The sequence below is a fragment of the Candidatus Methylacidiphilales bacterium genome, from assembly GCA_028713655.1.
GTDB lineage: Bacteria > Verrucomicrobiota > Verrucomicrobiia > Methylacidiphilales > JAAUTS01 > JAQTNW01.
Genome location: JAQTNW010000013.1, coordinates 44,308 through 58,770 on the forward strand (window position 1 = coordinate 44,308; position 14,463 = coordinate 58,770).

The 14,463-nt window shown below is 55.6% G+C and carries 11 protein-coding genes and 1 tRNA gene; 4 read left to right on the forward strand and 8 right to left on the reverse strand.

The genetic code is table 11. The annotated features are described in order from the left end of the window. Window positions 1-372: 372 nt before the first annotated feature. The 5 genes from PHD76_05935 to PHD76_05955 form a co-directional block, all read right to left on the reverse strand. Entirely contained in the window at window positions 373-2,361 is a 1,989-nt protein-coding gene (locus PHD76_05935; GenBank protein MDD5261373.1) for a M48 family metallopeptidase, read from the reverse strand. Between the two features lie 80 nt (window positions 2,362-2,441). Continuing rightward, window positions 2,442-3,053: a LemA family protein gene (locus PHD76_05940; protein ID MDD5261374.1), complete on the reverse strand. Its 612-nt coding sequence runs from the start codon at window positions 3,051-3,053 to the stop codon at window positions 2,442-2,444. 27 nt (window positions 3,054-3,080) lie between these two features. Continuing rightward, the gene (locus tag PHD76_05945) at window positions 3,081-3,485 is read right to left on the reverse strand and encodes a hypothetical protein (GenBank protein ID MDD5261375.1); all 405 of its coding nucleotides are present in this window, start codon (window positions 3,483-3,485) and stop codon (window positions 3,081-3,083) included. 351 nt (window positions 3,486-3,836) lie between these two features. Continuing rightward, entirely contained in the window at window positions 3,837-4,880 is a 1,044-nt protein-coding gene (locus PHD76_05950) for a peptidylprolyl isomerase (protein MDD5261376.1), read from the reverse strand. A 54-nt stretch (window positions 4,881-4,934) separates the two neighbouring features. Continuing rightward, the gene (locus tag PHD76_05955; protein ID MDD5261377.1) at window positions 4,935-5,750 is read right to left on the reverse strand and encodes an AraC family transcriptional regulator; all 816 of its coding nucleotides are present in this window, start codon (window positions 5,748-5,750) and stop codon (window positions 4,935-4,937) included. A gap of 104 nt (window positions 5,751-5,854) precedes the next feature. Between PHD76_05955 and PHD76_05960 the strand changes: the two genes are divergently transcribed. Genes PHD76_05960 through PHD76_05970 form a run of 3 tightly spaced genes read left to right on the forward strand, consistent with a single transcriptional unit; the run spans window position 5,855 to window position 9,571 of the window. After that, window positions 5,855-6,646, forward strand: a complete 792-nt coding sequence (locus PHD76_05960) for a 3-ketoacyl-ACP reductase (protein ID MDD5261378.1) — start codon at window positions 5,855-5,857, stop codon at window positions 6,644-6,646. A gap of 49 nt (window positions 6,647-6,695) precedes the next feature. Beyond that, window positions 6,696-8,078 carry a hypothetical protein gene (locus tag PHD76_05965; protein ID MDD5261379.1) on the forward strand — a complete coding sequence of 461 codons (1,383 nt, stop codon included), beginning with the start codon at window positions 6,696-6,698 and terminating at the stop codon, window positions 8,076-8,078. 20 nt (window positions 8,079-8,098) lie between these two features. Next, entirely contained in the window at window positions 8,099-9,571 is a 1,473-nt protein-coding gene (locus tag PHD76_05970) for a hypothetical protein (GenBank protein ID MDD5261380.1), read from the forward strand. Between the two features lie 75 nt (window positions 9,572-9,646). Here the strand turns inward: PHD76_05970 and PHD76_05975 are convergent, their stop codons facing one another. The 3 genes from PHD76_05975 to PHD76_05985 form a co-directional block, all read right to left on the reverse strand. Beyond that, window positions 9,647-12,889, reverse strand: a complete 3,243-nt coding sequence (locus PHD76_05975) for a sugar-binding protein (protein ID MDD5261381.1) — start codon at window positions 12,887-12,889, stop codon at window positions 9,647-9,649. A gap of 180 nt (window positions 12,890-13,069) precedes the next feature. Then, window positions 13,070-13,144: transfer RNA gene (locus PHD76_05980), tRNA-Gln, on the reverse strand. A gap of 79 nt (window positions 13,145-13,223) precedes the next feature. Beyond that, a complete protein-coding gene (locus PHD76_05985) occupies window positions 13,224-13,592 on the reverse strand; it encodes a response regulator (protein MDD5261382.1) in 369 nt (122 codons plus the stop codon). A 198-nt stretch (window positions 13,593-13,790) separates the two neighbouring features. On the opposite strand from PHD76_05985, the gene PHD76_05990 reads away from it, so the two are divergent. Beyond that, on the forward strand, window positions 13,791-14,429 hold the full coding sequence (locus PHD76_05990; protein ID MDD5261383.1) for a uracil-DNA glycosylase family protein: 639 nt from the start codon (window positions 13,791-13,793) through the stop codon (window positions 14,427-14,429). Window positions 14,430-14,463: the final 34 nt, after the last annotated feature.

A 14,463-nucleotide genomic window follows, 5' to 3' on the forward strand; every position in this document is an offset into this window, starting at 1 on the left:
CGTTTCCGGTCGATTCATATCTAAAGACCGAATATTTCCCAAAAGAGTATCGCCAGCAGCTTTCGAACCGGGCGTTCAGTGCGCCATGTGCAAGCGGTTCATTCGCAAGTATCCAAGCCGGTCATTTTGAAATGGTTCAGGTCAGGTGCTGCAATTTTATCCCGGCAATCCACAATTCAGATTGCTTCGGCAGCTCCTCCAGTTGACCCGGCTAAATCCCTGAGCGTAACTCCTTTCTCAGCATTTGATCTTATTTGAATAAGCAGGCGCGGCAATACAAAACATAAAAAACAGGATATTAAATCCTGTAAATCATTCAAAGCAAGTAGGTTAGGATGTGGATCGGGCCTGCTTGGCAGGATCTGTCCGTTTTCACAGCTTCTCAGAAGCAAACGGCGGGATGGGGCAGCCCAGACTGGCCGAGATGGCGCGCAGCAATTCCCCTTCTTCCAGATTGATCTGTTGATCCGTCATAACCGTGCTGGCGCAGGCGTAAAGGATGTTTCTTCGGATGAGCGGCGCAGCCAGGACGATTTGATTCAAAGCCGCGTCCACTGCGGACAAGGCGCATGATTCAGGCGGCGGCAGGGTAAAATTCTGTCCGGTGACATTGAGCTGGCTCGTTCCCTTGTTGAAAGCGGCGAGCATTTCATCTTCGCCGCCATCTTTGACGCGGGCCAGGGCTCCAAGCAACGTAACTGCAGCGTCCAGGACCGGCAGGAGGGACTGGTAGCGGATCTTGGGCGGCGGCGAGGGATGGAAGTGCGCATCGAGATGGTAGCGCAGCATTTTTTGCAGGGTGTATTCAAAAAGGGAAATCTGGCCGTCGGCCTCGGCGAGGCGCGTGAGCATGCCGGTGAAGGAATCGTATTGGCCTGCGGACATCTGGCGCAGGGCGGGGGTGGCGAGGTCAACAAGTGAAAGCTGATGGTTAGTCTGCAGGGAGGCCAGGCTTTTCTCCAAGCGGCTGATTTCCAGGCAGACGGGCGCTTCCGGGCTGTTTTGCAGCAAAGCCATCTGGCTTTCCGCCGATGCGGCGTTATCGGAAAGCAAAAGGCTGAAAATAACGGCTTTGGCTTCCAAGGGATCACGGCAGGCCTGCTGAAGCTCTGCCGGGATTGAATCCAGAATGCCGCGCGCCAGTTCAAGATGGCCCGGGTCTGGAGCTCCGGCGTATTGGATGAAACCCGAGGCTGGTGTGTTGCTCAGGGCTGAGAGACCCAGCGCGGCGTTTAATCCAAGATCGGATATTGCGGGTTGAATTGCGGCGCTTTCTTCCGATGGCAAGGGGGCGAGGGAGTCGGGTGAAAAATCGGGTTCAATGGCGCGGATGCGTTCCACAACCGGCGGGTGTGTTGCGAAAATGTTGTCCCAAAAACTGTTGTGCGCGTTGCCGAAGAAAAAGTGGCTGGCCTTGGATGCCTGGGGCGATTTGATGGAGGAACCTTCAGCCAACCCTGCGATTTTTTTCAGCGCGTTGGCAATGCCGTCCGGGTTGCGGGTGAACTGGACGGCGGCGGCATCGGCGAGAAATTCGCGCTGGCGGCAGACTGCGGCCTGGATCAGCCGTGTGAAAAAATAGCCGATGGAGCCAATGATGCAAAGGGCGAGTCCTGAGGCGAGAAGGACCAGGATCACGGGGCCTGCGCCTCCTCTGCCTCTCGAGGAACCGCTGAACCGGACCCTGAACGGAAGCTGGATAATTTGTTTGCCGGTCAACGCGATGAAAAGGATGCCGAAGGTCAGGCAGGACAGGCGCATGTTCATGCGCATATCGCCGTTTAAAATGTGGCTGAATTCATGGGCGATGGTTCCCTGCAACTCGTCGCGGCTCAAGCGGCGGATGCAGCCGCGGGTGACTCCGATGGCCGTGTCGGCGCTTTTATAGCCGGCGGCGAAGGCATTGATGCCGGGCTCCTCGTCGAGCACATACGTTTCCGGCATGGGAGTGCCGGAGGCTATGGACATTTCCTCAACCACATTGAGCAGTTTTTTTTCGTCCGGGTCCGAGGTCTGGCGGTTGACCGGACGGCCGCCGAGTTCGGAGGCGACCGATCCGCCGCCACGGGCCAATTGATAAATCCGGACGGAGCTTCCCGTGAAAACAACCAAACCAACTCCGAAAAAAACGATCAGGGCCAGTTGAGGGTCCCACCAGGCCGATGGGTTGCTGAACAGCGTGGAAAGGGGGTCCGGAGTGCTTTCAAATCTTCCATAAGTCCCGGCTTGATTAAAATAAAGTGTGCCGACGAGAGCGACGGCATAGACAGCAAGCATTGTCAGGATGACAGCCAGGGAAAAATACAGCACCAAGACCCGCGTTTTTTTTCGCGCCAACTCCTGCTGTTCAAAAAAATCCATGGTTCAAGACCTGGCAGATGCTCGAATACACCAGGGTAAGGCAATGTCGGAGGTTGGAATTTGAATACGAGAGCTCCGTTTTATGAAAATGAAACCTTGGGGGCCGCGCGCTCGGCGTCGTTCGTGATCTGGAAAAGTTCCGCCGCCTGGAAGTTGAGGATACCCGCAACCAGATTATCCGGGAACGTTTCGCGGGCCGTGTTGTAGGACATGACGGAGTCATTGTAAGCCTGGCGGGCGAAGGACACCTTGTTTTCCGTCGAGGTGAGTTCCTCTGAAAGTTGCGCCATTGTTTGGTTGGCCTTGAGGTCTGGATAGGCTTCCACCACGGCCATCAACCGTCCGAGAGCCCCGGTCAGGGTGGATTCGGCGCCGGACAGGCCCTGCATGGCTGCGGTTTCACCGGGATTTGACGCCGCTTTTTGCGCGGCGGAGGACGCCTGGTTGCGGGCGGCAATCACTTCCTCCAGAGTCTGGCGCTCATGGGCCAGATAGCCCTTTGCGGTCTCGACCAGATTGGGTATGAGGTCGTAGCGCCGCTTCAATTGCACGTCGATTTGCGAAAATGCGTTTTTGTAGCGGTTGCGCAGTACAACGAGTTTATTGAAAATTGCGGTGGCCAATATGCCGACAAACAGAACCAGCAACAGCAAGGCGAGCAACAGGGCAATCAGTACAAATAGAGCGGACACAGGGAACCTCCTTTTGATAACTTCACTTTACGGTGATAAAATACCGGCAGCATGGCAAGCAGATTTGCCCGCCCCGGCGGTTTCGCGCGCAATAACCCCGTTCCAGCGATCCGCCGGGGCAGGGGAATTCCGCCGGACTGGCTGGATGGATGGCATTGCCCGGTGCCGGAGCAGTTCGCGGTTGAGCGAGGCCGCGGCCAGGGCCGGTTCGCGCCACCAGGACTCCAGGCACGAGGACAGGGTTTCGAGTTGTTCCGCGCTGAGCGCTGACAAATCTTCATTCGGCAAAAAAAAACCGAGTTCCGCAGAAGTTGCGAGGTTGAGGAATTGAAGCCGTGTCTGAAGGGCGTAGAGATCCCGGCAGGAATCGGCCAGGCGTACGAGCTTCGCGAGAAGCTCCTCAATCCGCTTGTGCCTGTCCGTCGGTTTCATGCGGGTAAATTGCCGAAAACTCTGCGTGATGTCGAGCACGGTGCTTGCCCGGGTTCCTAATGAACACTTGTGGCAGCTTGGAGGCGATATGGAGTGCGGTGGCAAGCCCGGTAGCCGCCGGACGCGACACCGCTTTGGATTTTCTGCAACTCCGACATCCGCCGCGAGTAAAAAGCGCCGTCGCCGCTACGCTCTGCCGGCGCACTCCAAAATTTCGCGTTCATCCCCGCTCAAAACGACTTTTTGAAAGGTTTGGATTCTCGCGATGACGAAGCGCACAACAGCGTTCCGCCGCGACGTACGACGCGGCAATCCATGTTCCGGCGAAATAATAATACGTTGCGGCCCCGCTTACCTTTTTACGGGAGGGGGCGGGGGAGTTGGGGCGGACGCTGCAGGCGCAGGCGCCTGATTCAAACCGCTCGAAGGATTTGGTATGCGAATCTCGACTTTTGCGTCCTGCCGGTATTTTTCAATCAGCTTGCGTGCTTCATCGACGCGGCGTCTTGATTGCAGGGAATTCGCGATCTTGTCCTTGACTTCAGCAAAGGGAACCACGCGTGCTGCGATGCGTTGCACCACTTGGATGATATGATAGCCATCCGCCGATTGGAAAACCGGGCTGATGCCACCGGGCTTGAGGTTCAGTACAGCTTTTTGAAATTCGGGCGGCAGTTGGCTTGGGCCCATTTCCGGCAATTGGCCCCCGCGTGCGCCGCTGGCTTTTTCGTCCGAGACAGCCGCAGCGACCTTGCCAAAATCCTCCCCGCCTGCCACACGTTTGCGAGCCGCTTCCGCTGCCGCTTTCTTCTGGTTTTTGACATCTTCAGTGGCATTCTTGGGGATGGAGATAAGAATGTAGCGCATCTGGAGGCGCTCATCCTGATTCCAGTATTGGGGATTCTGCTCGTAAAACTTTTTAACTTCCGCGTCATCCACAGGCTGGACAGTCGGGTTTTCCTTGGCCACGAGATATTCCAGAGCCACCCGGCGGGCTATGTCATACCGAAGATCTTCTTCGTTGAGGCCGGATTGTGTGAGGTTGGCTTTATACTGGGCTTCGTCCGGGAAGCGTTTTTTCAGGGCGTCAATTTGCTGGTCCACCTTGGGTTTGATTTCCTTGCCAAACACCGGATCGACTTTTTTCAGAATGATCTTTTCGTTGACCATCTCATTGAGTACCTGCCATTCGAGCATGCTGGCTTGCGTGGGATTCAAATCTTCAATACGGCTGCCGAATCGCTTGACGATGCTGGATGCCTTTTTTGTCAGATCGGCGCGGACAATCTTGCCGCCCTTAAAGGAGGCGACAACATAACCCGGATCTTTTGGATTTTTCGGGGAACAGGCGACAACGGCAAGCAGGCACAGCACGGCAATCTGTTTAATTTTCATTCGTGCCGAGATTGAGTGGGAGCGGGGAAATTGGCAAGCACGATTCGCGCATATTCAGCCCAGACGCCGCCATTGGCTGGGGGTCATGCCCCTTTGTCGGCGGAACCAGCGGGCGAAATAATTCTGTTCTGAAAAACCAAGCCGCTCTGCGACTTCAGCCACAGACAGGTTTTGCTTCAGGAGGCGGCCGGAACGGGCCGACAGTTCCTGGTCCCGGATTTGTCCCAGCGTGAGGCCGCATTGCTGTTTCAGCACCCGGTTCAGATAATCCGGTTGATAGCCGATCTTGGCGGCAATCAGATGCAGCTTGAGGCCGGTATTTGTGGGATCCAGAAAGGCCCGGCGAACCCGCTTGAGCAGCGGAGATTCGAAACTTGTTCTGCTCATGGGCAGCCAGCCGACAGTTTTCAAGGCTACATCGAGTATTTCCAAAACCAGACCTGCCACCCGAAACTGGTTCGACGCCAAATCTGACTTCGAACAAGACATTAAATTGGAAAGATGCTGGCGTAGCATGGATAATTGGATCTGGGTCAATTGGCCTGCCAAAGACCGTATGCCGGAATTGGAGCCGCTGAGTTTCAAGTCGATTACCAGGCACAGCGGGCGCTGTCCTTTTGTTTCGCGGAAGGCGTGGGGCAGTCCGGCTCCGGCCATGACAACTGTACCGGTCCGGATGGGAATTTGGCGGGAGTCAATCTCTTGGATACCGCGGCCAATGAAATAGAGCAGGATCTGGTCGAACTCATGGTGGTGGGGTGCGATGGCGTCCAATTCGCGGAGGTGGCGGTTTAATTGGAGGCGCAAAACCCGGGTTCCGGCCAGGTTGAGATCCAGGTTTTGGAGGTAGAGGGGTTTGAAGTCTTTCAACAGAAGGAGAATATCCGTATTAATACAAAAATAAAGTCGGTTTTATGCTAATTTTTGCTTTCTTTTTCTAACAGTACGCCTCCGTTTTTGATACGCTCCGACCCATGCCGCAACCACCCGTAATCCTCATCACCGGCGCCAGCCGGGGCCTTGGCCGTGGGATTGCCCTCCACGCCGCCCGCGATGGTTATTCCATCGTGATCAATTATGCCGGCAATGCCCAAGCCGCCGCCGAGACAGCCGCCCGCTGCAAAGCCGAGGCCAAATCCAGCGCCCAACAATTTATTACCGTTCAGGCGGATATTGGAAAGGCCGCGGACCGCAAACGGTTGTTGGAGGAAAGCCTGGCACAATTGGGGCGCATTGATGCGCTGGTGAACAATGCGGGAATCGCACCGCGAGTCCGCGCGGATCTGACCGAGGCCGGTGAAAACTCATTTGACGAGGTTCTGGGTACCAACTTGAAAGGCCCCTTTTTTCTGACCCAAGCAGTGGCCAATTGGTGGTTGCAGAAAAAATCGGAGCCTTTGCTTTCCGGTGGTTTTAAAATCCTTTTCATTACCTCCATCTCCGCCGACACCGCGTCCATCAACCGCGGCGAATATTGCATTTCCAAAGCCGGGCTTGCGATGGTGAATCAGCTCTGGGCCGTGCGCCTCGCAGGCGAGGGAATCCAATCGTTTGAAATCCGTCCGGGCATCATGGAGACCGACATGACAGCGGGGGTCAAAGAAAAATACGACAAATTGCTGGAGGAGGGCCTGGTTCCGCAAAAACGCTGGGGTTTCCCCGAGGATGTGGGCCGCGCGGTTTGCGCGGTTCTCGGCGGGTCATTTCCGTTTTCGACCGGCGAAGTCATTCATGTGGACGGTGGATTTCATTTGCGACGGTTGTAGCCAATTCATACAAACAGGATTCTGATTCACACCAGACAGAGAAGCGAACATGATCAAAATCAACACCCAACTTCAAGCGGAGGATTTATTACCCATCGTCGAGCGATTTTTTTCGACTTCTGCTTCAAAGATAGAGAATCTGGAGAAACGATGGAATCCGGCTAATGGGACGCCTGTCTTTACCGTTAAAGGCAAGTACACCTCACGAGGCTGGACGGAATGGACCCAGGGATTCCAGTTCGGTTCGGCCCTGTTGCAATTTGACGTGACGGGTGATGAGAAATTCCTTGAACTGGGCCGCCGCGCCACGGTGAGTGTGATGGCACCGCATCTCAGCCACATCGGCGTCCACGATCACGGATTTAACAATGTCAGCACCTACGGCAACCTGCTGCGCTTGATGAAGGAAGGCCGGATCGCCGAAAACGCCTGGGAAAAGAATTTTTACGAGCTGGCGCTCAAGGTCTCCGGTGCGGTTCAGGCTGCGCGTTGGACATGTCTAGGTGACGACGCAGGCTATGTCTATTCCTTCAATGGCCCGCATTCGCTGTTTGCCGACACCATCCGCTCCATGCGCGTATTGGCTGTGAGCCACCTTCTCGGTCACAGGCTCATGGGGGAAATGGACAAGCCTGTCAATCTTCTGGAGCGAGTTCTCCGGCATGCCGAAACTACCGCCCGTTATAATGTGTATTTCGGCAAGGGCCGGGATTCGTACGACATCCGTGGACGCGTCGCGCATGAGTCCATCTTCAATTTGAATGACGGCCAGTACCGTTGCCCGAGCAGCCAGCAGGGCTACTCACCCTTCTCGACCTGGACGCGGGGCCTGTCGTGGATATTGTTAGGCTATGCGGAGCAGTTGGAGTTCCTCGATACCCTTCCGTCCGGCGCTTTTTCCGCATCCGGCGGCAAATCCAGGGTTTTGGAGCGGTTTTTGGAAGTCGCCGAGGCCGTGGCGGATTTTTATCTGGAGTACACACCCACCGATGGGATTCCCTATTGGGACACGGGTGCTCCCGGCTTGGCGCAGATGGGGGATTATCTCGAAAAGCCGTCAGATCCGTTCAATCTTCATGAGCCTGTGGACAGTTCAGCCGCCGCTATTTCCGCCCAAGGCCTGCTGCGCCTCGGATCTTATCTGCAAAAGCGGAATTCCCGCGCCAAGGGCAGGCTTTATTTCCAGGCCGGGTTGACTGTCGCTCAGTCCTTGTTCAGCGATCCGTATCTTTCTGAAGACCCCGCGCATGAGGGGCTTCTGCTTCACTCGGTGTACCATCGCCCGAACGGCTGGGACTACATTCCGCCCAAACAGAAAGTGCCATCCGGCGAGTCCTCGATGTGGGGGGATTACCATGGCCGTGAACTCGCTCTGTTGCTGTGGCGCCTGGGCCAAAAGCAGACCTACCCCGCTTTCTTTAAAATTAAATAACGGAACACTGGAGTCTATTTATGGAAAAAATCAAGATCACGCGCATTCCTTCACTCAAAACGGTTGACGCCTTCAGGCAGTTGGTTTCCTCCCTGCAGATTGATTTGCAGGCCGATGACACCATCAAGCAGGGCGCCGAATCGCCGCTTTCAAAATCCATCCAATGGGGAAAACGCAAGATCGGCAACCGGATCGCCATCCATCCGATGGAAGGCTGGGATGGAACAACAACCGGCGGCGTCACGGAACCCATGCTCCGGCGCTGGCAGCGTTTTGGCGAAAGCGGCGCGAAGCTCATCAGCGGCGGCGAGGCCATGGCGGTGCGCCCCGATGGACGGGCCAATCCGAACCAGATCATCATTCAGGAGCAGAATAAGGACGGCATTGCCCAATTGCGGCAAACCCTGGTTGACGCCCATAAGGAACGTTACGGGAATACAGACGATCTGGTGATAGGCTTTCAATTGACGCACTCGGGCCGTTTTTGCCGCCCGAATGACAAGTCGCGTTGGGAGTCGCGCATTGCCTATCGCCACCCGATTCTCGACAAAAAATTCAATGTCACCAGCGACGAACAAATTCTGAGCGATGACGATCTCAAGCGCCTGATTGAGGACTACGTCAAGGCGGCCAAAGTGGCCCATGATGCGGGGGCCGATTTCGTGGATGTTAAACATTGCCACGGCTATCTTTTGCACGAGTTCCTGGGCGCACATACGCGTCCGGGCGAGTTCGGCGGGTCGTTTGAAAATCGCACCCGCATGGTCCGCGACATCGTGGCGGGGATACGGGACGCAGTGCCGGGGCTGGGAATCGCAGTTCGACTGAGCGCGTTTGATTTTGTGCCGTTCAAACCCAATCCGGCGCTTGCCGAGCCCGGGAAAATCGGCCCCGGCATGCCTGAAGATTATTCGCATTGCCTGCCCTACAAGTATGGGTTTGGCGTGAATCAGAATAATCCTGTTGAATGCGATCTCACGGAAACATTCAAGTTACTGGAACTACTGCGCAGTCTGGACGTGCGTCTTGTCAACTTGAGCGCAGGCAGCCCGTATTACAATCCGCACATCCAACGCCCGGCGGCGTATCCGCCCTCGGACGGCTACCAACCGCCGGAAGACCCGCTGGTCGGCGTTGCGCGCCAGATCAATGTGGTCCGGCAGCTCAAAGCCAAATTTCCCGACATGATCCTCGTCGGCACCGGTTATTCCTACCTGCAGGAATTCCTCCCGCATGTCGCCCAGTATTATCTGGCGAACGGGCATGTCGATATCGTGGGCATCGGGCGCGCGGTGTTGTCGTATCCGACCATCCTGAATGACGCGCTGGCGCAGGGGAAATTGCAGCCCCGGTACATTTGCAGGACTTTCAGCGATTGCACCACGGCGCCGCGAAACGGGCTCAGATCGGGTTGTTATCCGCTCGACGACTACTACAAGGTGTTTGAGGATGCTCCCAAGCTGAAAGAGATCAAGAAGAAGCAGGGGGTATAACCCGGCTGTCTCGGCATCCGGGTTAATTACCGTGATGTTCCTAAGCGGACGGGAGTCTTGCGGGAACTTCCCTGCTTATTCTCCGAGGATCAAGTCGCCCACGATATCGATCAACTTGTTCGATACGTCGCCGAACCAGCCAATATAACCGCAGCGGCCGGTTCCGTCGTCCTCGTTGACAATCATGGCGGCGCCAAGATCGGCGCCGACGTGCGGTTCAAATGGCGCAAGTTTGGCCCATGGAATTGCTATCTCATACGTGGCGTTGCCATTGGCTCCGCGCTTCATCGTCACGATGACGTCTTTTTGTATTCCACTCGGCACCGAGGAGCTTCCCGTCAAAGAGTACCAAGCCTCGGGCCCTTTGGTTCCGACAGCGAAGACTGCATCATACTTGCCGGGTTTCTCCTCCTGATCGCGCTTGGGGTCGAACAGAAACTGCACCCCATCGCCGGCATAGAGATCACCATCTGCGCCGACATTGCGAAACACGTCATCTGTTACCTCGACTCCGATGTAGAGGTACTTGTTGTCCCACAGACAGCGCTGGGTAGCGGAGAGGTCGTCAGGGCCTTTCCAAGCTTTGCCTTCGCCAAAAGCGAAATATTGGCTGGCTTTATTGAGCAGGCACGGGGTTGCCCGTTTCCATGCTGGCTCGTCAAGAACGCCGTCAAGCTTCACTGCAGCAGCCCGCGGCACGGAGGCAAAGCCGCCGAGCGCGCGGGCGCAGGTAATGGTGCCGCCGTCGGCATCCGTAATGCTCGCTTTCGCGTGATAAAGTTTGAGCGGATCAATCCCAGACAACGGTATTGTCACCATTTGCAGGGAGTTGGCCGCCACGGTGGCCTTGCCGGAACCGGCATCGGCAAGAAAGGCGTTTGTCGGCTGCAACGGGGAAAAATAGCCGCCATGTGTCATCAACTGCTCCCCTGTGAGGGAAAACGTCCAATTCACGGTCTGCGGTTGTGCGGCGAGATTGTTGATCTCAATCTGTACAGACGGCTGGCCGTCAAGAGTGGCTGCGGGCTTGGGCCAAATCGCAACTCCGAGGCGGCCGGCAATGGTCGGACGGGTGGCAAGTTCTGCAATGACCCTTCCCCTGGCGTTGGCGAGGTGGACCAGAAGGTCGCCGGCCTTGGCCATGCTGGCTTCCGGCGAGGCGATTGTAAAGCTTAGAGGATTGCTAGGGTTGCGCTCAACTTTCCATCCCGGAGGGGTAAGCAGTGAAACCAGCTTGGGATCCGCTTTGGTTCCCAGTGTAATGGTCGCAGGCATACCACGAATCAACCGCTCTGGAGCAGAGCTAATCCGGATCTCCGGCTCCGCCAGGCTTTCAGGCAAAGTGGCCGGGCCTTTATAAGAAAGCAGCAGTGGATCCTCGCCGATACTCAACCCGATGCCTGTACCGTTGGCATCAAGCATGGTGCGGCGTCCGTCGATGTGCACGCAGCTTACATCTTTGACCCCGACCAGGGGCAGTACTACATCGGATCTGCCTTTGTCCTTCCACAGGATTGCAAAACACCAGCCGTCGCCATCGCGGAACAGGCAACCGTTGATTCCGTCCTTCCAGGTGCGTTCATTGGCGAACTTCTTGATCAAGATGCCGTTGATCAGGTTATAGTACATTATCGCATCAAGGCGTGGGCTGTTTATATTGTAGCGGCCGTCAAACATGTTGAAGGCGTCGCCGCTCGACCCAACGCCTTTGGCGTCGGTGTCAGGATAAACAGTGTCGAACCATGACATCCAAGCGCCGCCAGCGGCAAAAAAAGTGGCGACCTTTCGTGCCATGTCACTTGCCACATATTGCCGGGTCATGCCTTGGGCATTGAGGCCGGTTTCGGTCACCCAGACTGGCTTTACACAGTGGTACTTCTTCATCAACGCCCCGTAGGCCTCCATGCCAGCCCGCAAGCCTTGCGGCGACTCATAGACATGGTAATTGAAGGCATCGCAGGCATCCTGGAAGCCGAGTTTGAAGTATTCCTCGTCCGCGCTCACCGAGGTGGCAATGACGATGGTCTCCGGGGCGACCTTCTTGATCTCGTCATAGGCGATCTTGTAGCAACGCACAGCTTCCTTTAAACGCTCTCCGGAGTTGCCTGGCTCGTTGCCGAGAACCATCACAACCGGACTCGGTGGTTGCTTGCCGTTTTCGGCGAGCCATTTGCGGATGGCCTCGCGCTGCGTTGCTTCGGTCATCTTTTCGTAATCCCGGGTGTGGTGCTCGATTTCATAGACCCCCGGGGTGCCTGACATGATGCCCATATCAAGCTGGGCGCAAAGGGCTGCCTGGGGGCGATTGCCGATGCGACACCCGAGCCGGTCGGAGAGTTGGGTGCAGACGGCAATTCGTCCATCCCAGGCGCCTGCCCCGAAGGGTATCTGTGTCGGCTTGTAAGCCTTGGCCGGAGCAACGGGCAGAATGGCAAAGCTCGACCAGTTGCGATAGGGATCGCTGTCAGTCAAAGGTATCTGGCCGTGAATCTCATAGTAGCGGCCGACCTCCAACGGCATCTTCGCAAGGTCAATGCTGCCTGTGTAGCTGAAGCGATCTTTGTTCTTGCCGTTGGCCGTCACGGTGACGGTCTCCGGCGGCGCCTGCTCCGCACTCCAGTAATCGCGTACGGTCCAAGTGAGAACTCGCTCGGTATCCGTTAATTCTCGGATTGATTCCACGGTGACGGTAAGGATGCGGGGGTCCTCCAGCCTGAACATGTTGCCAAGTTGCGATGAAGAAAAAACAATGCGGTTGATGGCCGCAACCTTGTCCTCGTCGGCAACGGGTTTGGCTGCCAGTTCATCAACGCGGAAGGTTCCTATGGTTTTGTTGAGCTGGATGACAAAGCGCGCCGACACGGCCCGGGCGGGAATGCTGAGGCGTTGGCGGGTCAACTGCCAGGGACGCTTGCCATAGACATCGGCAATGACAATTTGATCTATTATCTTTCCCTTGGCATTGAGAATTTCCACCGTAATGACGCCGTCATAGGAGGAGTCGGGCGATTCGAGGTCCGAGGCTGTGGCGCAGGAAAATTCCCAGCTACCGGCAGTGATGGGAAAGGCTGCTGTTGTTGCAGAACAGGGTTTTTCACGATTGGCCGCCGCGCGGTTGAGAACCAAGGCGTTGGAGCCTTTGAATGTATTCTCGGCCGTGATAGATATAAGGCCTTCATAGCTCCAGCCGTTGGGCAGGGTAGTCATCTCCTCAAAACCGCAACTCCAGCCGGGTGTGTTGCTTTGGGGGTTGAGATTTTCAGCGAAAGCGGACGTTAGAGGAAGCAGAAGCAACAGGATTAATGCGCAGGTTTTCATGTTTTGTCTGATTTCTGGAGGCAGGCTTGTCTCGATACTGGTTTATAAAAAGCGGTTGAGTTCATAGTTATTTAGGCTTTTTTCCCGGATCTTCAAGCAAATGGTAACGCAACACGTTGGAAAAGAGGAAGATGGGTGTGAATAGACCGGTCTGGTCATGGCGGGCCCGGAAATTGAAAATGGCTGCCCGACTAGGACTCGAACCTAGAACACCCAGATCCAGAATCTGGTGTGCTACCATTGCACCATCGGGCAGTAGTGGAGTGAACTGAAAATTTATCAAATCGATTCCGGCGGGTCAACAGGACATTTTGCCGCTGCGTCCGCGCGGATGCTAGGACGCCAAGGATTCAATGCAGCTGATCAACTGTTCCATCGTAAAAGGTTTTTGCAAAACTTCGGCAAACGCCTGCCGCAGGACTCTTGGATCAGTGCCTTCGGTCAGGTGGCCTGAGATCAAAATCGCTTTGCCCGTGTACCCGAGGGCCCTGGCTTGGTTGATGAGTTCAAGTCCATTTGCACCAGGCATTTTGAAATCGGTCAGAATGAGCTGGCAACAGGCAGTACCGGCCTGTTTGAGATGCGCGAGGGCGGACAGTCCGTCTGGCAGGGTTGTGATTTTGTACCCTTTACTGCACAGGACAAACTCCAGAACTTTAGCCAATTCTTTGTTATCCTCCACCAATAAGATTTCCTTAATCATCATCCAAAACCCGCGCTTAATTTTCAGGGCCTTTGGCCTCTAGTAAAAGGGGTATTTGGATTATATCAAGACTAAGCGTACATACTTAATTATTAATAGATTGATTGCAGAGTGGAAAATAATTCTTTACGAGGTTATGTATCTGTCTCTATGAACCTGTGCTTGTGTTTCTTCAGCGGTGCTTCTACATCCTTGCTCTTGAATACGACAATCCAACAACACCTGTCCCGGCTCCGTGCCTGCTCCCGTTGCCCGCAAATGGCAAAGCCTGTGGTGGTTGGTGAGGCGGTGTCGGGCAAAATCCTTCTGGTCGGCCAGGCGCCGGGCGTGAAGGAGCCAACCTTCGGGAAACCCTTTGCCTGGACCGCGGGGAAAACCATGTTCCGCTGGTTTGAATCGGCATGGGGCGTGGATGAGAAAACATTCCGCAGCTCGGTTTACATGGCCGCCGTCTGCCGTTGTTATCCCGGAAAAAATCCAAAAGGCGGGGACCGGGTTCCGGACGACCTCGAGATCAGCAACTGCATGCTCTGGCTCAAGGCCGAAATTGAAATCCTGCGGCCCGAACTGGTTTTGGCCATTGGAAAGCTGGCCATACGGCAGTTTGCCGAATGTGAAAAACTGGACGCCGTTGTGGGCCGTATCATTCCGGTCGAAAAATTCGGACATAAGCTGGACTTGGCACCGTTTCCGCATCCGTCCGGGGCCTCGACCTGGCATCGGATGGAGCCTGGGAAAACACTTTTGCAAAAAACACTGAAACAGGTGAGGGAACATCCAGCGTTCCAGGAGACATTTCCGGCGCACAAGGCCGCCCGCAATGCCAAAAGCCTGTAATTATTCGAAGATCACAGGCTTCGTATATCCCATG